Raw genomic sequence first — 22,113 nt, 5'->3', positions numbered from 1 at the left:
TGTAAGTTTATTTAATGGCTTCAACACCAGCATTAATTTCAACAAGTTCTGTTGTAATAGCTTCTTGCCGTGCTTTATTGAGTGAAATTGTGAGGCTTTTGACCAAATCTCCTGCATTATTTGTCGCAGCGTCCATAGCTTGGATTCTCGCACTATGTTCAGCTGCTAGTGAATCTACAAGAGCATAATACATATTGTATTGAATGTATTTTTTTGCAAGCTCATCAAGTATCACATCTTCCTCATCTTCTGGCTCAATGTTCAGTATAGAAGATTGGGTAATTTCTTGAGTGTTGATAGTCAAGGGCAAAATGGCATATGTTTCTAGCTCTTGAGAAATCATATTTTTAAAACCATTATGCACAATTATGACTTCGTCTGTTGCATCATTTAAAAAATCTTCAACTACGCCATTAATGAAAGATTCAGCCTTTTCAAAAGTAGGCATTGAGCTTAAACCTACGATTTTGTCAAGGACTTCAATATCATTGAAGGCAAAAAAAGAAATCCCTTTTTTACCAATACCTCTTAGTCGCACTTTGACACCTTGCTGCTTGTATGATTCCATAAGTCGCATAACCTCTTTAATAGTAGTGGTATTAAATCCGCCGCATAGACCTTTATCGGCTGTAATAAAAATAATATCAAGCTTTTTGATTTGACGATCTTTTGATTTTGCAAAATAGGGGCTATTGATACTATCAAGCCCACGTAATTGAATCCTTGCTATTATGTCGTTGAAAATTGCATCAAGCTGCTTCACATAAGCTTTAGAGCGTCTTGCTAATTCTTCAGCTTTTTTGAGTTTAGAGCTAGAGACAAGCTTCATTGCCTTAGTTGTCTTTTGCGTATTTTTAACGCTTGTGATTTGTTTCCTTATATCTTTAAGGTTGCCTCCCATAACTTACTCCTTTATTATGCCCCGAAGTTTGCTTTAAATTCTTCAAGGGCCCTGCTTAATTCAACTTCAATATCTTTATCGAGTGCCTTTTTTGCGCTAATATCTTCAAGGATTTTAGGATACTTTGCCTCAAGGAATGGATATAGCTCTGTTTCGAATGCAACCACTCTGTTAGCAGGAATATTATCAAGGAATCCGTTAGCACCTGCATAAATAATAATCACTTGCTTTTCTATGGCAAGAGGAGAATAGGGAGGTTGTTTAAGAATCTCTACCATTCTTTGCCCTCTCTCAAGTTGTCTGCGACTTGCTTCATCAAGGTCAGAAGCAAATTGTGAAAATGCTTGAAGTTCTCTATATTGAGCTAAATCAAGGCGAAGTGTCCCTGCTACTTGTTTTGTAGCTTTAATTTGTGCTGCACCACCCACGCGCGAAACAGATAAGCCCACATTAATAGCAGGGCGGATACCAGAATTAAATAAGTCTGTTTCAAGGAAGATTTGTCCATCGGTAATGGAAATTACATTGGTTGGAATATAAGCAGCCACATCCCCTGCTTGTGTCTCAATAATAGGTAATGCAGTGAGAGATCCTGCTCCTAGTTCATCATTAAGTTTTGCAGCTCTTTCAAGTAAACGAGAGTGGAGATAGAACACATCACCGGGGAATGCTTCGCGTCCGGGTGGGCGTCTTAAGATAAGCGACATTTCTCGATATGCTACAGCGTGTTTACTCAAATCATCATAAATAATGAGTGCATGCCGCGCATTATCTCTAAAATATTCACCAATGGTTACACCTGTATAAGGTGCAAGAAACTGCATAGCAGCAGAGAATGATGCAGGAGCATTTACTACAACGGTATATTCCATAGCGCCGTGTTCTTCAAGTTTGCGTACAACTTGAGCAACCGTAGATTCTTTTTGTCCCACAGCGACATAAATACAAACAACATCTTGACCCTTTTGGTTGATAATAGTATCTATAGCAACTGTTGTTTTTCCTGTTTGCCTATCCCCGATGATAAGCTCTCTTTGCCCTCTGCCGATTGGCACGAGAGCATCAATAGCTTTTAGCCCTGTTTGAAGTGGCTGATGCACAGACTTACGTGCCATAATGCCAGGTGCTTTTTCTTCTACAAAGCGGTATTCGTTTGCTTCCACAGCTCCCTTGCCATCAAGCGGTTCTCCCAGCGTATTAATAACACGTCCAACTACCGCATCGCCTACAGGCACTTTCATTAGTTTTTTAAGACGTTTAACAGAAGTTCCCTCCTTGATAGTGCGTCCAGAGCCAAGCACCACAACACCCACACTACTTTCTTCAAGATTAAAAGCAATACCCGTATCGCCTGTATCAAACTCTACCATTTCATAATACATTACATTATTAAGTCCATAAACTTTTGCCACTCCATCGGCATAAGCAATGACCTTACCTGTTTCACTAATATCAATATTGATATTAAAACTTTCAATTCTCTCTTTGATAATCGAGCTAATCTCTTCTGCTTTAATTTTTGTTGCCACTGGTTCTCCTTTTAAATTAAATTAAAGTGCTTTGAGGATATGATGTTTCAAATTACTACTAAAACGTTCTTTGGAAAAAGATACTTCCATACCTAAATCCTCAACACTTAGTTTAATGCCTTCAACCCCACTTAATTTTTGCTTGATGCTTAACTTGACACCGAGCTTTTTGGCTAAAGCAATTTGAATCTTTTCTAGCGTTTTAGTATCAAGCTCCTCTTTACTTGTGAGTGTAGCCGCATATTCTTTTTTGCGTGCAAGTAAGCGTTTTTCAAGTTCATTGCTAATATATGGAATAAGTAAGATTCTATCCGCCTCTGCCAAAAGACGAAAGAAATTTTCGAGTTTTGTATCTATTTTGCCTATATTGTCTAGCAGAAGCTGCTCCTTTTGAGCTTTGCTTAGAAATGGCGAGACAATAATATCTGCATATTTTTTCTCTTTTAGCGCAAGAGAGAAACCTTTAAGAATATGGAGTGTTTCATCGAGATTTACATCTGAATCCATAAGCGCTTGTGTGTATTTTTTAGCGATAATATACAGCATTATGAAATCCTTTTTGTAATGATATTGATATATTCTTCTTTGTTGAGAGCAATATCATTACTTTTTATAAGCTCATCAAGTAGTTTATTTACACTTTCTTGTATGGCTTTTCTTTGTTCAAATTCAATATTTAATTCTAGAGCATATTTGAGTGTCTCTATATCTTTTTTGATTTGTTCATTATATTTTTGTTCAACCAAGTAAGCCTCTTGCTTAGCAGCGGTAATAATATCTTTAGCTTTTTCTTTACTCTCTTCTAAAGCCTTTAGAGCCGCTTCCTTTTCTTGCTTTGCTTTTTGGAGGTTGTCTTGGGCTTCTTGAAGACGAGCAGCAATAGCATTTTTTCTATTGATAAAAATCCCCTTAATGGGATCAAAAGCAAAATACCATAAAATTGCTATAAAGATCACAAAGTTAATCACACGTTCGACAAAATCGCTCTGTTCAATGCTCACAGAAGCAAGGAGAAAAGAAGGCAGAACTAAAAATATAATTGCACATAAAGTCTTTTTCATTATATCCCCCTAAATTTGCTTAAGCTTTGTATTTAATGCTGTTTTAAAAGCAGGAAGTTGTTCAAGTAGTTCTGCATAAAGCTGCGATTTTTGTTCTTCTAATTCTTTCTTATATTGCGCAAGCTTGCTTTCATGCTCGGCTTTTTTTGCATTAATTTTTTCTTCATAAGTAGCTTTTGCTTCTTTTGTCGCTGTTTCTAAAATATATGCTGCCTCTTTACGCGCTGTGCTAATGGTTTTTTGAATTTCTCCTTCAATTTGTTCAATGTCATGTCTATGCCCTTGAGTGCTTGAGATTTCACGTTCGATAAAGCTATCCCGATCATTCATAAAGATAAACATAGGCTTAAAAAGCCACTGATTTAGTAAATAGATTAGGACTATAAAAGTAATAAAAACGAGTAGCATAAGGTAGGGGTTGAGGGTGATACTCATTTGCTCTCCTTGATTTATATTCTATGAAAACCGCAAGTATTTTAACAAGTTAAAATATATTAAACCTTAAAGCACATATCATTTTGATATTTTTTTTATCAGGGCGGTAACTTCCGCATCATTCTCAAAGGAAAGTGTGATTTTTGATGTATTAATATGTGCTTGAATTCCTAATATTTTAAAACTATCCTGTAATGCTTGGAGAAGCTGGGTATTGATATTGCCTATATGTTCTTTTTTGATACGCTTTTTACCCTTATTTTTAATATTTTTAATAAGTATTTCGGTATCACGCACATTGAGTTTCTGCCCAATGATAGAATCCACTATAAGCTTTTGTTCTCCCTCATCGAGGGTAACAAGCATTTTAGCGTGTCCTTGCGAGATTTTGTCTTCAATAAGCATTTGCTGCACTTCCTCACTTAGTTGCAATAAGCGTAAGGTGTTTGTGATTTGCGTACGTGATTTGCCGATACGTTTAGAAAGCTCCTCGTGTGTAATGCCATATTCTTGAAGCAACTCTTGATAAGATAAGGCAAGCTCAATAGGGTTGAGCTCCTCACGTTGGATATTTTCGATAATAGCTAACTCACGCATACGTTTGAAATCTATTTCAGCGATAATTGCTTTAATATTGTTTAAACCAGCGAGTTTTGACGCCCTGAGTCTGCGTTCCCCAGCGATAAGAATATAATCTCCATCGCCATTATCATACACAACAACAGGTTGTAATAATCCGTGCTCTTTAATAGATTCCGAAAGTTCTTGTAGGGCTTGGAGATTGAAGGTTTTGCGCGGCTGATAGGGATTTGGCTTAATAATATCCACATCAAGCTCTAATACGAGTGATGAATTATCACTTAAGTTTTGCTCGTATGCTTCCGCCGTTTCGGAAAGTATCGCCCCCAGTCCCCTCCCCATCGCTAGCTTTTTTTTAGCCATTATTTTTATGCTCCTTGCAAGATTGCACGTGCAAGATTTTCATACGCTACACTTCCATTAGATCGGTTATCATAGAGCATAATAGGTTTGCCAAAACTTGGCGATTCTGCGAGTTTAACACTGCGAGGCACAATGATAAAGTCATCATCATATTTGAATAGTTCTTTGCTGAAATGCTCTTTTAACTCATCAAAAACTTGTCTTGAGAGATTGTGCTGCCCTGAATACATCGTAGGCAAAAAGCCGTGAATGCTAAGTTTTGGATTAATCGTATCTTTAATAAGCTTGACTGTATTAAGCAGCTGTGCCAATCCCTCAAGAGCGAAAAATTCACATTGTATAGGCACGATAACAGAATCTGCTGCTGCAAGTGCATTAACGGTAAGAGAACCAAGTGCAGGAGGAGAATCAATAATGATAAAATCATATTGCTCTTTTATCTCTTCGATTTTTTTACTTAAAAGCAATTCGCGTCCTTTTGCATTGTTTTTGTTATAAAACTCTTTTTCAATACCTGCCAAACCAATATTTGAGGGCGCAATGTCAAGATTGGGAATATCTGTTTTTAATATAATTTGAGAGAGTTTTTTTGAGCCTGTAAGCACGTGATAAATATCGGATTCTATCTTATTGCGGCGGATACCAAAGCTCGTAGTTGCGTTAGCTTGTGGATCATAATCAATCACAAGCACACGTTTGTTTGCAGAGGCTAAGAAAGCTGCGAGATTAACCGTTGTTGTCGTTTTACCCACACCGCCTTTTTGATTAGCTATAGTTATGATTTTGCACATCATCTCTCCTTATCGTAAACTATAAATTTTGTGTCCATTAATGCTTAAAGACCCGTCCTCATTGAGAATAGTATCTTTTAAACAAATCTTTTTCTCATCAAGATGAAAAAAGAAAGAGTTATTTTTGTGAAATTCTAACTTATAAATACTAAAAATCTGCTTCCATAATATAAATTTTTTAAAGCTCTCAAAAAAACGCTCTAAAAAGCGCACAGGCTGTATATTTTGGCTTATGGGTTCTTCTAAAGTGGCATAATTGTGCTGATGTGGTGATTGCGGAGATTCTAAAGTAGGGTAGATATTAATCCCTATGCCACACACAAGGCAATCATTTACTTTTTGTGTGAGAATCCCCCCTATTTTATGCTGCCCTATATATAAATCATTAGGATATTTGAGCCATACCTGTGAGCCAAGCGAAGCGAGAAATTCCCGCATTATCACACCAAAAAAAATAGAGCTAGATTCTATCCTTAAGTCCTGTGGGAGATTTTTAAGGGGCAGGGCAAAAGAAAATAAAAGTGCATTTGACATACTCTCCCATTGATTACCTCTACTTCCTATGCCATCGCTTTGATGTGTAGCGTGAATGCAAAATGGTGCTGTGAGCGAATGAGTTTTAAGCGCCTCAATGGCATAAGTTTGCGTAGAGGGCAGTGTATCAAAATGGTATATATTTGTTTTTAGGGTGGTAATGAATGTCTCATCAAAACAAGGCTTTTGTTTTATTTCATCTAGCATAGCACATCACCTACTTTAAGATGTTTGCCACGTAGATAAAGCGGGGATTGAAGTTTATTTTTCCCCTCTTGTTGCACGCTCCCTATGCGCAAACTTCCACGTGCGCAACCTACTATAATATATGTAGATTCTATATGCAGTATTTCACCGACTTTGTGTGTTTGTGTAGATTCTTCAAGACTTATATCAAAGAATTTGAGTGTATAGCCATTTGCACTTTGTATGAAGATATGGGGCCATACGCAATATGCTAAATACGCACAATACACATCAAGCGCAGAATCAAGCTGCACGCAACCGCAAGATTTTTTAATCTTAGCGCAATAGCTTGAATCTGCGTCAATTTGCTTAAGCGGCTCAATGGATTGTAGATGTTTAAGGACATAGAGGGCGAGATTTGCCCCGTGAAATGCAAGTTGTTGTGAAAGCTCAATAATATTTTGTTGTGTATTTTCTACATAAGATATGCCTAGAATCTCCCCACTATCGAGCCTTTCATTCATATACATAGCACTTACACCAAAATAAGGCATTTGAGAGAGAATCATTTGTTGCAAAGGACTTGCCCCACGCCAAGAGGGCAGAATAGAAGCGTGGATATTAATGCAAGGCGCGATGTCTAAAAAATGCTGTGGGAGTATCTTCCCATACGCTACTACAAGGATTATATCAGGTTTTAAACTCTTAATATACTCACTAAAAGCATCATCAATATATGTAGGCTGCAGGATTTCCATACCCATAGGGGCAAAAATTGCTTTTGTATGCGGGGCTTTTAACTCTCCTTTGCGTCCAAAGGGCTTATCAGGCTGACAAATAAGCGCAAGTATTTTATGATGTTTGCTTATGAGCAGAAAAATATCTGTGGCAAATTCCGGTGTTCCCGCACATACAATTTTCACAAGATTCCCTCTATGTTTTGAATCTCTGCAGGGCAGAAAAGTGTCCCACAGCGATGATTATGATGTAAAAGAAAGTCTCTTAACACATCTAGTTTGCGCCCATTGCTTAAAAACATCATACCCTTGTGCCCAAGTAAAAAATCTGCGGCTAAAAGTTTTGTAACAATTCCCCCTGTGGCAAAACCCGCATGGGGTGAATGACTTTCCTGCAATGCCTCTTGCGGAATAGAATGCACAATAGGGATAATCTTTGCGTCTGTGTGCTGATGAGGATTCTTATCAAAATAGCCATCAATATCACTTAGGATGACAAGTAGTTTCGCCCCAAAATAATGCGCCACATACGCACCTAGTCTATCATTATCGCCAAAAATCATTTCATCTGTGGCAATCGTATCATTTTCATTGATAATAGGCAGGACATTATGTGCTAACAATGTATCAATCGTATTTTGCGCAAAGGCAGTATGTTTGCGAGAATCAAAATCCCGCCATACCAAAAGTAGCTGCGCCACATAGATGTTGTATTCCCTAAAAGCCTCGCGGTAAGATTCCATTAATAGCGGCTGCCCGATACTTGCAAGAGCTTGTTTGTTGTGCATAATGTTTTTATCAATTTGCAATGCTGTGTAGCCACTTGCCATCGCACCAGAGCTTACCAAAATCACATCAAAGCATTCTCTTAGTTCATAAATAATCTGCGCTAATGCTTTGATTTGGGCTTTGTCGATAATTTTGCCATTAGAGAGATTGGAACTCCCCACTTTAAGGACTATCCGTGTTTTTTGCATATCATACTCCTTAAGCAGAATCTATAAGGTATGCGTATGAAGATAGTGTTCATAAACGCTCCGTATACCCTCTTTAAGAGAGATTTTTGCCCTCCAGCCAAGCTGATGGAGCTTACTAGAATCTATTAGTTTTTGGTATGTGCCATCGGGCTTTGAGCTATCAAACACAAGCTGACCTTCAAATCCTACAATCTCCTTGATGAGATAAGCAAGCTCGATAATGCTAATATCTGTGCCATAGCCAATATTTATATGGGTATTGCGGATTTGCGATGTATGGGATGAGAGATGAGCACCAAAAGATACATTATTCATTACAAACACACAGGCTTCTGCCATATCCTGCACGTGGAGAAACTCTCTGCGAGGTTTGCCACTACCCCATATAGCTACACTCTTGCTACTAATATGATAAGAGCTAAGATAATCCTCCAATGCCTTGCCCTGTAAGCTCACATCATATTCTACCTGCTCTATTTGCCCAAGATAAAGAAGCTTAGCTAAGTGAATCTTACGCAGGAGTGCGGGAAGCACGTGTGAGGTTTCTAGGTCAAAATTATCATTATTGCCATATAGATTCGTAGGCATTACAGAGATGAAATCACAGCCATACTGCAGCGCAAAACTTTCACACATTTTTAATCCAGCAATTTTAGCGATTGCGTATGGCTCATTGGTGTATTCAAGCTCACTTGTGAGGAGGGCATCTTCTTTCATCGGTTGAGGTGCGTTTTTAGGATAGATACAAGAACTGCCTAGAAAAAGGAGCTTCTTGACACCATATTTATAAGCATTGAAAATAATGTTGTTTTGAATGGCAAGATTTTCATAGATAAAATCTGCACGATAAGTATTGTTTGCAGAGATACCTCCCACCTTTGCTGCACATAAAAAAACATATTCAGGGCGAGTTTTGCTAAAAAACTCCTCCACATCATAAGATGAGAGCAAATCACATTCTTTGCGTGTTTGTGTTAAGAGATGGGTATAGCCTTGAGATTGAAGCAAGTCATAAATGCTTGAGCCTACTAATCCTTTGTGTCCTGCAATATAGATTCTAGAATCCTTGTGCATAGTATGTCCTTGTCTTTATGTGAAATATGTATTATACTTAACTTATCTAAGTTTTTATTTCATTTGTATAACTTAACTCGTTTTTAAACGTGTAGATGGGTGTTTGATAAAACAAAAAAAAGAAAAACATAAAAAATCTACAATTTTAATAAAGCAATGTTTATAAAGAATCTCGCGTTGGTGTGATTAAGGCAAGGCGGATTCAATGCGAGATTAAAAAGAGAGTATGTGGGGGCGGGGTACCCCCTCTTTTTTTGGTGGGTATACATCTTTGTATCGTATTACCAAACTACAGCAAGAAGAAAATCTAAGTAAAACCCGATTACATAATGACTGCGGTGACACTCTATAAGCTACAAGTAAAAAGCACTTGAGTATTAATGGGCGTGATAGCAATCTTTTAACCAAGATTTTTACAATCTTACTCATTGCAACCTCCTTTTATTTTTTAAAAGGCAGGCACTCCTAAGGGAGCTACTCCCTTAGAAACACTGCTTCATTACTCACTTTCTCCATCTTTGTTTGTTTTGGGCTTCAAAGATTATGTATAGATTCTTGTAATGTATTATGGTGGCGCTGTTGTAGCTAAAGCTACCGCGTAGTGCTGTTTCGTGTGCAGTCAAATCTCCACTTCGCGCCTGAAGGATACACTTATAATCGCACTTTGGTTGGTTATCAAGTTAGCTTCTAAGGTAGAGATTCTCTAGTCTATTATGCCCTTGCTGTTGCGATGTAATCGCCGTATTCGCACGAAGTGCTAATCCACACTTGCAAAGGGTCTTGCTTTGCAGATATAAAATCTGCTTCGCACCATTCAATCCCGAAGGGATTTAATCTCGCAAAGGGCGATAGCCCTTGAGGACAAAAGGACGCACTTATGACTAAGACGTTGTCTTATTCATCAAGTTAGTTTTTAAGGTAGAGATTCTCTAGTCTAAAATTTTAAAGAGGGGGAGGGTAGTCTGTAGGGTGGCTTGATTTGAGCGATACATCGTTTTCCATAGTAGTATTTAAGAGAGAGGCAATTGAGCAAACTCTCTTTAGTTTTATGCAGATGAGGAGGCATATCTCATTTACGAAAGCAAAGATTATAAGTTTTAGAAAGTTTATCTTTTTATAAACTTAAATAGCCCTGCATAGCCCTAGTTTTGGATTTTATCAGGTAAAGAATGCAGGATTCTCATCAATATGTGTTTTTGCCATTTTTATGCGTGATATATTCAATTGTAGTAAGCTCGTTGGAGATAGAGTTCATTTCTACAATATCGATTTGGTCTAAAGTACCGATAATGGTTTGTGGCTTGAATACCCGATGTGCGTTAAAGCATATCCTATCCGCTTGCCCCACAGATACACTAAAATACTAGCATTCTTTGAAAAAGCTTTTAATGCCTTTTTTCACGCGTCTGGCTCGATAGGGTCGCTATCACCCCAAGCCGAAATGCTCCACTACCATAAAGCACATAAAGAGAGCCCATAGAATTATCTGCTATATTTTCTAAGAGGGTCGCATTAGCTTGAATATATGTTGCCCCCCCCCCAGTTAGTATTTAAAAAGCTTGTGCCAAAGTGATTCTTTGTAGGGCGAATGTCAAGATAACAACCTTTTGCATACCCGTAAGGAGATGAGCGATGAATAATCCATTTATACTTGAGGGCGATTGGCAAAGACTTTACGCGCACTCCAAATATCTTGTATGAAATATTGTCAATCAAACTGCGCGTTATTGCTATATTTGTCCTCGTGGCAGCTATAATCCCATTTTCTATAAATGACAAACTGCTCATTTTATATTGAGATTTATATACGTCTGTCTATCCTGCTCGACTTCTGCTCTGCTTATTTGTCCTTTTTGTCTTTTTCTTAATTTTGCTACTAATCTTTTGTTGTTTGCTGATAGGAAGTATTATATAAAAGCAGGATTAGTATGCAGCCCATACCGGCGAATATGACCTCCCCAAAGGAATTAAGCGCCTTTGTGTGCGAAGTGATGAGAATCCCAAAGCTCACTCCCGTAGTCAATGCGGAAAATAAAATCGCGTGTGTTGTGCGTGGGCTTTCACCCTCTTTAATCGCATAAATACCATAATCCACGCTTACTACTACTAAAATCAGCAAGGCAAAAAGGTGCATCATATTAAACTCACTATGGCTTGCCACAACGCTTAATGCCATACTCAAGGGAAAAAGCACGAAGCCCACTGCGCTTATAAACGCCCCACGCACACTAAAGGCTAACACACATAGCATTGCCATAAGCGCGATACCTAGCACAATCAGCATAGGCTGATAAATACTATCTGCTAAACTATCCATAATGTCCTGCAAGGGTCGTTCATCAAAGTTTATGCGAGATTCTGTAATTTTTGCTATCTCTGCAGGATTCCATAACTGTGCGATAAGTGGTGATAGAATCCCTTGCGTTTTAAGTTCATCAAAAAGTGCCCGCATTGTCGCAAATTGCGCCTTTGACATAGAGGCGAGGTAATAGTATTGCTCTAATGGCGATTTACCTGCATTAGCATAAAATTTCACCGCACCTATATGCTCAAGCAGCCCACGTGTAAAGAGCATAAGCCCATCACTTTCTTGCGAAAATAGCAGCACTTTGACTTCATCTTTATCCTCAATATTCGCAAAAAAGGCACGTTCATCAAGCATAGACTTGTTTTGATAATCAAGCTTGGAGAGGTCAAAATCAAGCTTCAATGTGCTAAATGCAAAGATAAAGCCTACACAGGCTAGAGTTAAAAACACTATGCTTGGCACACAGGGCTTCCTAAGTCTAGCAATGCTATCAAAAAGGCGAGGGGGCTTAAAGCCTATGCGTGGATAAATAAAGGCAAAACTCACATAGGAGATAGTGAGTGAAATCATCGCATAGAGCGCGAGTTGAGCCAAAAGTGGAAAGGGGATAAATAAGCATACCCCAAAGCCAATCATCGTCGTGAAATACCCATAAAACACAGGGCGATTGAAGGCTGGACGTGCTAAGGGTGAATGCTTTGCATAAGAGGGAGCGTGAGTGTATAGCCCAAAGAAATGATGGTGCATCATATAATCAATAGCGATGTTTGAAATCCCCATACCGAAACTTAAAGCCATAATGGTAACCTTTGGATACACGCATAGTGTGAGCAAAATGGCAATCGTATTTGCAAAAATGAGTGTAAAAATTGTGTTGAATGTCAAAAGAGGTATGCGGATAATCACAAAATATAAGATAATAAACACAAGCGAGGCAAAGCCTAAGAGGAAATTCACTTCTTGCAAAATTAAGCCTAGATTCTCTACGCGCATAAAATCTGTGGAAAAATAATGTATAGAAGGGTAATGTGTTTTTAGCTCTTTAAAGTGCGCTAGGGTATCTTTAAGGGCACTGTCTTCGAGGCTATCTATCTCCGCAAGGAGCATTAAGCCCCTATCTCCTGCGTAAATAGGCTTTGCCTCATCGGGTGAGGGGGTAAAAGATGATAAAAGCGGTGCGTAAATCGCTGCGCTTTGTGCAGAGAGTGAATCTGGGCTTTGCTCATTTGCATCTTTTGAATCTGTGGAAGATGGTTGCGAATCTATATGTGCGTGGGCGAGGAGATATTTCTCATTATGCGATAGAAAGTCATAAAGCTGATAAGAGAGCGGAATTTCCTCTGCTATCACAGAAGTGATATGAGGCATAGCCAAAAGATATGCCTTTATCTCCTCTAGTACCTCCTGCGTAGATTCTCCCTCAATAGCTACAGGTATGTATTTGGAGCTTGCAAAATATCTATGCGCTTCAATGAGTGCCTTGCTCTCATTCCGCGGAAATAAGTCAAGCACTTCTTGGCTTATCCTGTCTGCATCAAACGCCCATATAAAGATTCCCAATATGGCAATAAAGCATAAGATAAAGGGAATAAAGAGCTTTTTACCCCACATTTTCTATCCTTTAGAATTCCATACCCTTAGAAAATATCACTTATGGATTACTTCACTAACGCTTGTAATGACAAAAGGGCTTAAGTATCGGTATACTAGCGCCCATTGAAATACTTAGATTTTAAAAGGATTCTCGACAACCTTTTTTCTATCCACGATATAAGGAATAAGTGCCATATGTCTAGCACGTTTGATGGCTACTTCTACGCGTTCTTGCCATCGCTTTGTGTTGCCTGTAAGACGTCTTGGCATAATTTTGTATCGTTCAGACAATGAATGCTTAAGCATTTCCACATCTTTGTAATCGATAAATTCAAGTTTAGCCTCGGTATATCGGCAGTATCGTTTTGAGTATTTTTTCTTTTCCATCATTGCTCCTTGTAAAATGTGTGAAAACTAGAAGGGTATTTCATCTTCATCAATATTGATTTCAGGGATATTTTGGGGGTAGTTCTCTACTCCTGCATTCCCACCATAGCTCTGTGCTTGAGGTTGTGCAGACTGCATAGGTTGATTGGGTTGATTATATGATGAGGGGGCGTAGCCGCTATTCTCACTTGCAGATTTAGAATCTAGCATTTGCATACTTTCAGCAATAATCGTATGTTTGCTTCGTTTTGCACCACTTTGGTCATTCCAACTTTCAAAGCTTAATCGTCCTTCAATCAGCACCTTGCTGCCCTTACGCAAGTATTGATTCGCCACTTCTGCACTACGACCAAAAAGCTTCACATCGACAAAGCATACTTCATCACCCATATTGCCATCTTGCTTTTTGAATCGGCGATTGCTCGCTAAGCCAATAGTCGCTAGAGCGCTTCCACTAGGCAAATATCGCAATTCCACATCTCGCGTAAGATTCCCCATCATAATCACTTTGTTATACATCTCATTCCCTTGTTTGCTTACGATTCTTGAGAATCTTGCTCCTGTGCCTCTGCTGTCTCTTCTTTTTTAGCCTTAGAGGCTTTAAGCTCTTTTTTTGCTTCAGGCTTGTTATTTGCCCTATCTACGAGCTTTTGCCACGCATTTTGCTCTTTTTTATTCTCATATTTCACTACAAGAAAGCGCAAAATCTCTTCATTAATGCGATAATTTCGCTCAAGCTCTCTAATTAGGGTTGGTTGTGCCTTGAAGTAGATGACAAAATAGTATCCACGTTTATTCTTTTTAATCTCATAAGCAAGATTGCGCGTTCCCATATCAAGGCAGGTTTCAATCTCACCGCCATTTTTTGTAATGACTTCTTTAAAAAAATCAATACGTGTTTTGATTTCCTCTTCTACAAGCGTAGGTTTGAGGATAAACATCGTCTCATAAAATTTCATTCTTTCTCCTTTTGGTGTAGTCGCCCTTTCCGCGCTAGAATCTAGCATAAAAGAGCAAGGGTTAGAAGCACGGATTCTATCTTATTAATTCTTGAATTTTGATTAAAGCACTCATAGACTGCTTAGATTTGCCCTTACTCACTTCATATCGCCACGCAGAGAGGAGCTCAAAAATGGCAATATACTCATTTTCTTTAAAGCGAATGCAATGCCGCACTAATGGCTCTACTATATGTTTTGGTGGGGCATAACCTAGGATTTCTCTTTCATCTGCTCTACCATTAGCCTTAATAAATGCATAAAATAAAAAGAGTTGATAGAAGAATCTTTGAATCTCGCTGATCATCGCAATTTCATTCACGCCTTCCTCATAAATGCTATGCAGCATTTCCACAAAAGGCTTTTTTTCCATTAGAGTGTGGCATAGTTCGCTTATGCTAAAGCTTGCCACCCCATCGCAAAGCAGATTCACATCACTTGGCTCAATTTCCCTACCATCAGTATAAATAACAAATTTTTCTAGTTCATTCAAAGAAAGGGCAATGTCATTATTTTGAAGGCTAAGGATTTGGTGAAGCACCTTATCACTCGCTTTTAGAGACATTGTTTTAGCTTTTTGCCGCATAAAATCCATACATTCGTGTAAAGTCTGCTCGTAAAAGCGCACTTCTATAATGTCATCTTTGGGCATTTTAGGGTGCTTAAAATATCCAGCATATATTTTGGAATTTTTAGCATAATCTGCTGGGGACTTTGAGCCTTGATAATACTCGATAATAAGGGCATTTTGTGTATTATGAAAAAGAGATTGCAAAAAAAGTTCAATATCTTTTTTATTTATTTTATCATTGATTTTAAGCACCACAAGTGAGCGTGTGCCAAAAAGTGAGCTTTGTGAAAGGAGAGCGTTTATTTGTGTGGCATTGTATTCATCAAAGTAAAACACATTTTTTTCCTCACACATAAGAGCAGAGGCGATAAGCCTACTATAATACTCTACCAAAAAGCTATCACCATATAAAAAGCTTATGCGTGGGGCTTTTGAAGCCTTAAGGAGTGAATCAAGCTGTGATTTATACATAGCAATCCTTTTTGCCTTATTATGAGGCTAAATTATAAACTAGCTTGTTTAATCATTATAATGTGTTTTTTGCTTAAAGGGCTTGTGTATAGGCTCATTCCTTGTTTTAATACTCTATCCCTACTGCCCTTAGCCTATCGCGGATATAGCGCATTTGAATATTTTTATCAAAGCACCACATAGGTGCAAGGAGTGTATCATCGTGTGCCCCCGCGCTGATTCTCTGCACGACAATATTAGGGGGAATCCTCTGCAAAGATTTGACAATCAAATCGCTAAAAGTCTCAATACTAATAGGCTCATACTCGCCATTTTTGTAAAGCTGAGCAAGGCGAGTGCCGCTCACCACATACAGGGGGTGAATCTTAATGCTATCAATCCCCCATTCTAGCACGCTATCAAGTGAGTGTAGCATCATATCTGGCGTCTCACCCGGTAAGCCATAGATTAAGTGCGCACAGACTTTCACACCCTTTGCTCGTGTCTTAGCAAACATTTCTTTAGCCAGAGCAATGCTGTGGGCGCGATTGGTAATTTCTAAAGTCTTATCATACACAGATTGTATCCCATATTCTAGCCAAATCTCTTTACCTTTTTTGACATACTCGCCCAAAAGCTCAAGGAGTGAATCCTGCACACAATCAATACGTGTGCCTATGCTCAGCCCCACGACATTGGGCAAACTCAATGCTTTATCATAGAGAGTCTTAAGCGTCTCAAAGGGCGCATAAGTATTTGTATAAGACTGAAAATATACCATATACTTACTTATGCCAAATTTTCTTTGATGAAATTCCGCGTGCCAAAAGAATTGCTCCTCTAGTTGCTTAAGCTGCTTGGGCAAAAGTGGATTGGAGTTAAGGGAGAAATTCATCTTTACTTGAGAGCCTTTATTTATCTTTATGAGGCTTGGAGAGAAGCTTTCATTATCGCAATATATGCACCCGCCCTTTGCCAAGCTCCCATCGATATTAGGGCAGGTAAAGCCTTGCAGAGATATAGGGATTTTCCGCACCCTTGTGCCAAAACGTCTTTTAAAATACCGCCCTACGCTTAGTATAAGCCGCATCACAAGCCCCTAGTGTATTCATCAATATAGTTTTCATCAAAACACGCCTTGCACCACGATTTGTTCTCCCCCCCTATACTTCGCACTAAGCCCTCAATAGAGAGAAATCCTAGAGAATCCGCCCCAATGTATTTACGCACATCTTCAATACTCTTATTTGCGCATATTAGCTGCTCTTTATGCGGCGTATCCACACCATAAAAGCAGGGCGATATAGTAGGTGGAGAACTAATAAGTAAGTGAATCTTCCGTGCCCCTGCCTGACGCAAGATTCTAATAATCTGCCTACTTGTCGTCCCACGCACGACAGAATCATCAATCACAATAATATCTTTATCTGCAATCAGCTCTCTAATAGGATTAAGCTTGAGCCGCACTTTCAGCTCCCTCTCCTGCTGTGTGGGCTCGATAAATGTCCGCCCCACATAGTGATTACGGATAATGCCTAGCTCAAAGTCAATGCCACTTTGCTTACTATACCCAAGTGCCGCTGCCACGCCAGAATCTGGCACAGGGATTACCATATCCGCTTTAATCTTATGCTCCCTAGCAAGCTCAATACCCATTTGTTTGCGCGCCTTATAGACATTGCTACCAAAGATATTGCTATCTGGACGAGCAAAATAGACGTGTTCAAATACGCAAGGGTGAGGATTTGGCTCAAAAACTTGAATGCTTTTAGGCTGCGTATCTTTGAGCGCATACGCCCCATCAAAAATCAGCATTTCCCCCGCCTTAATCTCGCGCACAAACTCCGCCCCAATCAAATCAAACGCACAGCTCTCACTTGCTACTACATAGCCTGTGCTGCCATCCTCGTTTTGAATCTTCCCCAAGCTCAAAGGGCGCAATCCATAACGGTCGCGGATAGCAAACATTTTTGTGCGAGAGAGAAATATAAAGCAATACGCCCCATCAACGCATTTTAGGGCGTCAATGATTCTATCTGTAAGAGATTGTTTTTTACTCTGTGCGATAAGATGTATGAGATTTTCGGTATCAAGGTGGCTTTGGAAAATTGCTCCATTTTCAATAAGCTTTTTACGCACAGCTTTTGCATTGGTAAGATTCCCATTATGAACGATAGCCATTTCCCCTAGCTCATATCGAGCAAAGATAGGTTGGGCATCATTGATGGAATCTTCCCCTGCAGTCGAATAACGATTATGCCCTATGCTCGAGCGCCCTTGTAGTTTGTCTAATTGCCTTTGAGTGAAAATCTTTGTTACAAGCCCTGTATTTTTGATTGTAGTGATTTTTGTGCCATTACTTGCGGCGATTCCACTTGCTTCTTGTCCTCTGTGCTGCATTGCAAAAAGTGAATAATAGCTTAAAACACTCGCATTATTGACATTATACACGCCCACCACAGCACATTCTTCATTCCAACTTTCCATACCTAAAGTTTGTCCTTACTTTGTGTTTTTGGTATGTGATTGTATAGAAACAAAGCTAACACGCGATTTTATAAAACTTTTAGGATTCTTTACCTTTTAAAACTTGCCTTGTGTGTGATACATTTGTAGATATTGAGTTTGTTATATGAGAGACTAGAGGAGACAACTTTCCCCTATATATAAAGAGAGAGGGAAGCTAGGGCTGTTCCTGTTTTTCACTTTTTTATCGCTTCCCCCCCCCCCTCTGGAATAACCGCATCACTTTCTGTTCCTTTTTTGGTAGAGACTACCTTACCTTCACTCAATTAAAGAAGAGAGTTATCCCTTTAATAAGCAAAGCATTCTTTTTTCTGTCTGTATGTAAAGGTTGCATTTATCTTGTATTCCCCTTTAAAACAAAGTGCTTGCTCTTTTTGTGTGGAATGGGGATATATCTACAAATAATACAAGGGGAGCGAGTAGGTAATCTAACAAACTAGCTTCGCATTTATGCAAAATGCTAACCCATATTACATCTTAGAATCTCAGTAAGATTTTTTGCTACCTGTGGCTAAGAGGGGGTAGGGGAATGAGATGAGCATTTTACTTGAGAGGAAATAAAATTTTTACTGTTTGTTTTATTGTGTTTTTTTGCTTTACAAGAATTTTTTCAAACATAGATTGACACAATAGCAAAGGTATATGAGGCTACCAAAATGAATTGAATAATAAGACTTTAGCTTTAGTTTAACCCTAATCCTTTAGGCGCACACGAAAGGCTTTATCTTAAGTGCGTAAGATTATGCGACGTGAAATGTATTTACACGAAGTGCCAATCCACACTTGCAAATAGCGTAACAATGGTAAATCATCTCACAGACAAAGAGCATCTTGAATACTATACAAGCCATTTTCCTGTCGCACTATCCATCCTGCCATATCAAGCGCCCCCTTAGCAAAAGTAAGCCGTGAAGTCGCATTATGTGTGAGTTCTAAATATTCGCCATCAAGATAGAATCCCACCGTATGTCGTCCGCTCACATCACCCCCACGCAAACTCATCACGGCAATTTCATCTTTGCTTCTCTCGCCTATCATACCATTGCGTCCGCTGATACGTACATCGCTAAGCTTAAGATTGCGCGCGCTAGCACAGGTTTGAGCGAGAGTTAAAGCTGTCCCGGAAGGAGCATCTTTTTTATGTCGATGATGAATCTCACAAATTTCTATATCGCTTTCTTTGAGCGTATTTGCCACAAGTCCTACAATCTTATTTAGCACCGCCACGCCCTTACTCATATTGGTTGCATACAAAATAGGCATTGTGTGCGAGGCTTCCTCAAGTAAATGCTGTGTATCACTATCAAGTCCCGTTGTGCCTATGACAAGTGGCGTAGGAGCAGCAATAGCTGCCTCAAGCAAGGTTTTTGTAGCCTCTGGAGAGGAAAAATCAATAACCACATCACTTGATTGCACAAATATGGCAAAATCACGCGTAACCATAGTGCTAGAGGGGAGTGAATATTGTAATTCATTGCGGACATACACGCTTGAGAGAGCGAAATGTTTATGATTTAAAATCTCTTCAATAAGTAGCCGCCCCACGCGCCCAGTCGCTCCAAAAATCCCTACTTTTAGCATAAATACTCCTTTTCAAATCTCTAAATTTTAGATCATAAATATTTTTATCATTTATATTTAACAATAAGCAATTCTACAAAAATATCTCTTAGGTGAATAAAAAATAACAAAAATTTTAATCTTTTTTGGCAATAAATCTTAGTATTGCAAATTTGTAATATAAGATTTTTGACTAGTGAGAGTTTATGGCTTTGAACAACAAAATGAGCACAGAGATTTTAAATAACTTGCGTATAGGGATAAAAAACATAGGTAAGTGGAGGTTATAAGAGAAAGCAAAAGCATTTATTTGATTGAAAGATTTTAGCTAGAATCTTGCTTATTTTACCCAAAGGAGGATTTGATGATAATAATCCCTGCGCGGCTAGAATCTACAAGATTCCCAAAAAAGGTGCTATGTGATATAAATGGGCTGCCTATGGTGGTGCAGACAGCACTCAATGCAAAGCAAATAGATGATGTGGTGGTCGCTTGTGATGATGCGCAAATTGAATCTGTATGTAGGGCACATAAGATAGAATGTGTGATAACTGATAAAGCTCATAGTAGCGGTACGGATAGATGTGCGGAAGCAGCAATAAAGCTAGGATTAGCCGATGATGAGGTGGTGATTAATATCCAAGCTGATGAGCCATTTTTAGAGCATAATGTGATAGAGACATTGCGGCATTTAATGGAGCATAAAAAGCCTTTTATGGGGACATTGGCAAAGGTGATAAATGAGGATGATATAGGAGATGCTAATCTTGTCAAAGTCGTGCTAAATGCTCATAATGAGGCGATATATTTCTCCCGCGCTCCTATTCCATTTTGCCGCGATAAGGATTGTGAAACATTAGCAAATATCCTATATTTAGGGCATTTGGGGATTTATGGATATAGTGCTAAAAGTCTAAAGACATTTTGCACCCTGCCTAAAAGTCCACTGGAAGAGATTGAGAAATTAGAGCAGTTAAGAGCTTTGTATCATCGCAAAGTTATTGCCTTAGCCATAGTGGAGACACAAAGTATAGGCATTGACACACAAGCAGACTATAAAAGGATTTTGGAGCGGTTTGTATGAGTGTGATAAGCGTTAATGAGAAGATTAATTTAAGTAAAGATTCTATCTATCGTCTCTTTTTTTATTTCTTTATCCCTAATTTGTGCGCTATGCTCGCGCTTTCTACATATTCTACATTTGATGGAATCTTTGTAGGTAAGAAGCTGGGCGAGGACGCATTGGCTGCTATTGGGCTGTGTTGGCCTGTATTTCCTGTGCTGATTGCCTTTGAGCTGCTTTTTGGTATGGGGGCGGCTTCCATAGCAGCATATTTTTTAGGCAAGGGGCAAGATCATCGCGCGAGGCTGATGTTTAGCTCCGTGTTTTACTTTGCTATGAGTTCCTCTCTTATCATTGGCGGAATACTCTTTATCTATGTCGAGCAAATATCTATCGCGCTTGGGGCGAGTGAGCGAGTGCTGCCCTATGTGGTGGAATATTTACAGGTGATTTTTCTAGGCTCTGTGATTATCGTGCTGCACCCTTTGCTTGATGTTTTTGCCATTAATGACAAACGCCCTGTTTTAGCGATGGTAGCAATGATTGTAGGCTCTGTTTCTAATATTGTTTTGAATTATATTTTTCTTTTTGTCCTTGAGTGGGGCATATTTGGCTCTGCTTTAGCTACGATTTTAGGGCATAGCTTGGGTATGCTTATCCTACTTAGCCACTTTGTGCGTAAAAAAGGGCGCATTTATTTGGTGAAAAGATTCCATATCAATGCGGTGTTTGCTTCAATGAAAAATGGCGTGCCTCAAAGCATAGCTGAACTTAGCGTAGCGTTTGTGATGGTCGTGTTTAACCACACACTAAAGGCTTTGGCAGATACGGAGGATATACGCGTGAGCTATCTTGCCACATATAGCATTATTATGTATGTGGGGGTGGTGTGTATTACGATTTTGATTTCTTGTTCGCAGGGGATTCAGCCTATTGCAAGTTATAACTACGGGGCGGGGGCGATGAGGCGCGTGAAAGGTATTTATGCCTTTGGTGTGATTTTTGCCACAATTATGGGCGTGGTGGTGTATGGCTTGTTTATGAGTGTAGATTCACATTTGGTGCGGCTTTTCCTTAAAGAGGGGCAAGAGAGTATCCTTGAGCCTACGCTTGAAGCGATGCGAGTGTATTTTATCGGTTATATATTTTTAGGTGTCAATATAGTGAGTGCGATATTTTTTCAGTCTATTCAACGCCCTAAAAGCTCATTTATTATCACCATTTCCTATAACTTTGTTTTTGTAATCATTTTTCTTTTTGTGCTGTCGCATTATTATGGAGTGTTTGGCGTGTGGCTTTCCTATCCGCTTTCTTTGGCGTGTTCAAGCATTGTAGTGCTTGGCGTGGTGGTGTATGAGATGTATCGTGGAGCATTAGTTTTGAAACGTGGTTCATAACAGCCCAAAGACTTAGATTTTTGTGTATTATGCTGTTGTCATACGTTATAGAGGCAAAGGTATATGCACGAATTCTAAGCGAATATTTTACAA

At 39.0% G+C, this 22,113-nt stretch carries 22 protein-coding genes; 2 read left to right on the top strand and 20 right to left on the bottom strand.

The window, feature by feature from the left end:
- Positions 1–7: 7 nt before the first annotated feature.
- The 20 genes from atpG to dapB form a co-directional block, all read right to left on the bottom strand.
- A complete protein-coding gene (atpG, locus tag QZ289_RS01400; protein ID WP_295698379.1) occupies positions 8–901 on the bottom strand; it encodes an ATP synthase F1 subunit gamma in 894 nt (297 codons plus the stop codon).
- 14 nt (positions 902–915) lie between these two features.
- A complete protein-coding gene (gene atpA, locus QZ289_RS01395) occupies positions 916–2,430 on the bottom strand; it encodes a F0F1 ATP synthase subunit alpha (RefSeq protein WP_295698376.1) in 1,515 nt (504 codons plus the stop codon).
- A gap of 21 nt (positions 2,431–2,451) precedes the next feature.
- On the bottom strand, positions 2,452–2,976 hold the full coding sequence (locus QZ289_RS01390; RefSeq protein WP_295698373.1) for a F0F1 ATP synthase subunit delta: 525 nt from the start codon (positions 2,974–2,976) through the stop codon (positions 2,452–2,454).
- Positions 2,976–3,491, bottom strand: coding sequence for a F0F1 ATP synthase subunit B (locus QZ289_RS01385; RefSeq protein WP_295698370.1), 516 nt, complete (start codon positions 3,489–3,491; stop codon positions 2,976–2,978). The genes QZ289_RS01390 and QZ289_RS01385 overlap by 1 nt, the downstream gene beginning before the upstream one ends.
- A 9-nt stretch (positions 3,492–3,500) precedes the next feature.
- Positions 3,501–3,926, bottom strand: a complete 426-nt coding sequence (locus QZ289_RS01380; protein WP_295698367.1) for a FoF1 ATP synthase subunit B' — start codon at positions 3,924–3,926, stop codon at positions 3,501–3,503.
- Between the two features lie 78 nt (positions 3,927–4,004).
- Positions 4,005–4,868 carry a ParB/RepB/Spo0J family partition protein gene (locus QZ289_RS01375; RefSeq protein ID WP_295698365.1) on the bottom strand — a complete coding sequence of 288 codons (864 nt, stop codon included), beginning with the start codon at positions 4,866–4,868 and terminating at the stop codon, positions 4,005–4,007.
- A gap of 5 nt (positions 4,869–4,873) precedes the next feature.
- Entirely contained in the window at positions 4,874–5,659 is a 786-nt protein-coding gene (locus QZ289_RS01370; RefSeq protein WP_295698363.1) for a ParA family protein, read from the bottom strand.
- Positions 5,660–5,668: 9 nt separating this feature from the next.
- A complete protein-coding gene (locus QZ289_RS01365) occupies positions 5,669–6,400 on the bottom strand; it encodes a biotin--[acetyl-CoA-carboxylase] ligase (RefSeq protein ID WP_295698360.1) in 732 nt (243 codons plus the stop codon).
- Entirely contained in the window at positions 6,394–7,302 is a 909-nt protein-coding gene (locus QZ289_RS01360) for a methionyl-tRNA formyltransferase (RefSeq protein ID WP_295698358.1), read from the bottom strand. Before QZ289_RS01360 ends, QZ289_RS01365 begins: the two co-directional genes overlap by 7 nt.
- Entirely contained in the window at positions 7,299–8,093 is a 795-nt protein-coding gene (proB, locus tag QZ289_RS01355; RefSeq protein ID WP_295698355.1) for a glutamate 5-kinase, read from the bottom strand. Before proB ends, QZ289_RS01360 begins: the two co-directional genes overlap by 4 nt.
- A gap of 21 nt (positions 8,094–8,114) precedes the next feature.
- On the bottom strand, positions 8,115–9,167 hold the full coding sequence (locus tag QZ289_RS01350; protein ID WP_295698353.1) for a GDP-L-fucose synthase: 1,053 nt from the start codon (positions 9,165–9,167) through the stop codon (positions 8,115–8,117).
- 1,512 nt (positions 9,168–10,679) lie between these two features.
- Positions 10,680–10,946, bottom strand: a complete 267-nt coding sequence (locus tag QZ289_RS01345) for a hypothetical protein (protein WP_295698351.1) — start codon at positions 10,944–10,946, stop codon at positions 10,680–10,682.
- A gap of 97 nt (positions 10,947–11,043) precedes the next feature.
- Entirely contained in the window at positions 11,044–13,086 is a 2,043-nt protein-coding gene (locus tag QZ289_RS01340) for a hypothetical protein (RefSeq protein WP_295698348.1), read from the bottom strand.
- 114 nt (positions 13,087–13,200) lie between these two features.
- The gene (rpsR, locus tag QZ289_RS01335; RefSeq protein WP_034587961.1) at positions 13,201–13,455 is read right to left on the bottom strand and encodes a 30S ribosomal protein S18; all 255 of its coding nucleotides are present in this window, start codon (positions 13,453–13,455) and stop codon (positions 13,201–13,203) included.
- 27 nt (positions 13,456–13,482) lie between these two features.
- Entirely contained in the window at positions 13,483–13,974 is a 492-nt protein-coding gene (locus QZ289_RS01330; RefSeq protein WP_295698339.1) for a single-stranded DNA-binding protein, read from the bottom strand.
- A gap of 17 nt (positions 13,975–13,991) precedes the next feature.
- Positions 13,992–14,414 carry a 30S ribosomal protein S6 gene (gene rpsF / locus QZ289_RS01325; RefSeq protein WP_295698337.1) on the bottom strand — a complete coding sequence of 141 codons (423 nt, stop codon included), beginning with the start codon at positions 14,412–14,414 and terminating at the stop codon, positions 13,992–13,994.
- Between the two features lie 76 nt (positions 14,415–14,490).
- Entirely contained in the window at positions 14,491–15,495 is a 1,005-nt protein-coding gene (gene holA, locus QZ289_RS01320) for a DNA polymerase III subunit delta (RefSeq protein WP_295698334.1), read from the bottom strand.
- 106 nt (positions 15,496–15,601) lie between these two features.
- The gene (locus tag QZ289_RS01315; RefSeq protein ID WP_295698331.1) at positions 15,602–16,564 is read right to left on the bottom strand and encodes a TIGR01212 family radical SAM protein; all 963 of its coding nucleotides are present in this window, start codon (positions 16,562–16,564) and stop codon (positions 15,602–15,604) included.
- Complete coding sequence (gene purF, locus QZ289_RS01310; protein WP_295698328.1) at positions 16,564–17,961, bottom strand: amidophosphoribosyltransferase; 1,398 nt, start codon at positions 17,959–17,961, stop codon at positions 16,564–16,566. Before purF ends, QZ289_RS01315 begins: the two co-directional genes overlap by 1 nt.
- An 852-nt stretch (positions 17,962–18,813) precedes the next feature.
- Entirely contained in the window at positions 18,814–19,581 is a 768-nt protein-coding gene (gene dapB / locus QZ289_RS01305; protein WP_295698325.1) for a 4-hydroxy-tetrahydrodipicolinate reductase, read from the bottom strand.
- 343 nt (positions 19,582–19,924) lie between these two features.
- On the opposite strand from dapB, the gene kdsB reads away from it, so the two are divergent.
- Both kdsB and QZ289_RS01295 read left to right on the top strand, forming a co-directional pair.
- Entirely contained in the window at positions 19,925–20,644 is a 720-nt protein-coding gene (gene kdsB, locus QZ289_RS01300) for a 3-deoxy-manno-octulosonate cytidylyltransferase (protein ID WP_295698323.1), read from the top strand.
- Positions 20,641–22,020: an MATE family efflux transporter gene (locus QZ289_RS01295; protein WP_295698320.1), complete on the top strand. Its 1,380-nt coding sequence runs from the start codon at positions 20,641–20,643 to the stop codon at positions 22,018–22,020. Before kdsB ends, QZ289_RS01295 begins: the two co-directional genes overlap by 4 nt.
- Positions 22,021–22,113 lie beyond the last annotated feature (93 nt).

Origin of the sequence: uncultured Helicobacter sp. (genome assembly GCF_910577135.1) — a bacterium.
In the GTDB taxonomy this organism is placed as follows: domain Bacteria; phylum Campylobacterota; class Campylobacteria; order Campylobacterales; family Helicobacteraceae; genus Helicobacter_C; species Helicobacter_C mastomyrinus.
Note: the sequence above shows the minus strand (reverse complement) of the source record. Positions and strands in the feature narration are given on the sequence as shown.

Bases quoted from the DNA above. Each gene is read 5' to 3' on its own strand.
- holA (WP_295698334.1), bottom strand. From the start codon at position 15,495: ATGTATAAATCACAGCTTGATTCACTCCTTAAGGCTTCAAAAGCCCCA.
- kdsB (WP_295698323.1), top strand. From the start codon at position 19,925: ATGATAATAATCCCTGCGCGGCTAGAATCTACAAGATTCCCAAAAAAG.
- QZ289_RS01350 (WP_295698353.1), bottom strand. From the start codon at position 9,167: ATGCACAAGGATTCTAGAATCTATATTGCAGGACACAAAGGATTAGTA.
- atpG (WP_295698379.1), bottom strand. From the start codon at position 901: ATGGGAGGCAACCTTAAAGATATAAGGAAACAAATCACAAGCGTTAAA.
- QZ289_RS01385 (WP_295698370.1), bottom strand. From the start codon at position 3,491: ATGAAAAAGACTTTATGTGCAATTATATTTTTAGTTCTGCCTTCTTTT.
- QZ289_RS01370 (WP_295698363.1), bottom strand. From the start codon at position 5,659: ATGTGCAAAATCATAACTATAGCTAATCAAAAAGGCGGTGTGGGTAAA.
- QZ289_RS01390 (WP_295698373.1), bottom strand. From the start codon at position 2,976: ATGCTGTATATTATCGCTAAAAAATACACACAAGCGCTTATGGATTCA.
- rpsR (WP_034587961.1), bottom strand. From the start codon at position 13,455: ATGGAAAAGAAAAAATACTCAAAACGATACTGCCGATATACCGAGGCT.
- QZ289_RS01330 (WP_295698339.1), bottom strand. From the start codon at position 13,974: ATGTATAACAAAGTGATTATGATGGGGAATCTTACGCGAGATGTGGAA.
- rpsF (WP_295698337.1), bottom strand. From the start codon at position 14,414: ATGAAATTTTATGAGACGATGTTTATCCTCAAACCTACGCTTGTAGAA.
- proB (WP_295698355.1), bottom strand. From the start codon at position 8,093: ATGCAAAAAACACGGATAGTCCTTAAAGTGGGGAGTTCCAATCTCTCT.
- QZ289_RS01315 (WP_295698331.1), bottom strand. From the start codon at position 16,564: ATGCGGCTTATACTAAGCGTAGGGCGGTATTTTAAAAGACGTTTTGGC.
- purF (WP_295698328.1), bottom strand. From the start codon at position 17,961: ATGGAAAGTTGGAATGAAGAATGTGCTGTGGTGGGCGTGTATAATGTC.
- dapB (WP_295698325.1), bottom strand. From the start codon at position 19,581: ATGCTAAAAGTAGGGATTTTTGGAGCGACTGGGCGCGTGGGGCGGCTA.
- QZ289_RS01340 (WP_295698348.1), bottom strand. From the start codon at position 13,086: ATGTGGGGTAAAAAGCTCTTTATTCCCTTTATCTTATGCTTTATTGCC.
- QZ289_RS01365 (WP_295698360.1), bottom strand. From the start codon at position 6,400: ATGCTAGATGAAATAAAACAAAAGCCTTGTTTTGATGAGACATTCATT.
- QZ289_RS01295 (WP_295698320.1), top strand. From the start codon at position 20,641: ATGAGTGTGATAAGCGTTAATGAGAAGATTAATTTAAGTAAAGATTCT.
- QZ289_RS01375 (WP_295698365.1), bottom strand. From the start codon at position 4,868: ATGGCTAAAAAAAAGCTAGCGATGGGGAGGGGACTGGGGGCGATACTT.
- QZ289_RS01380 (WP_295698367.1), bottom strand. From the start codon at position 3,926: ATGAGTATCACCCTCAACCCCTACCTTATGCTACTCGTTTTTATTACT.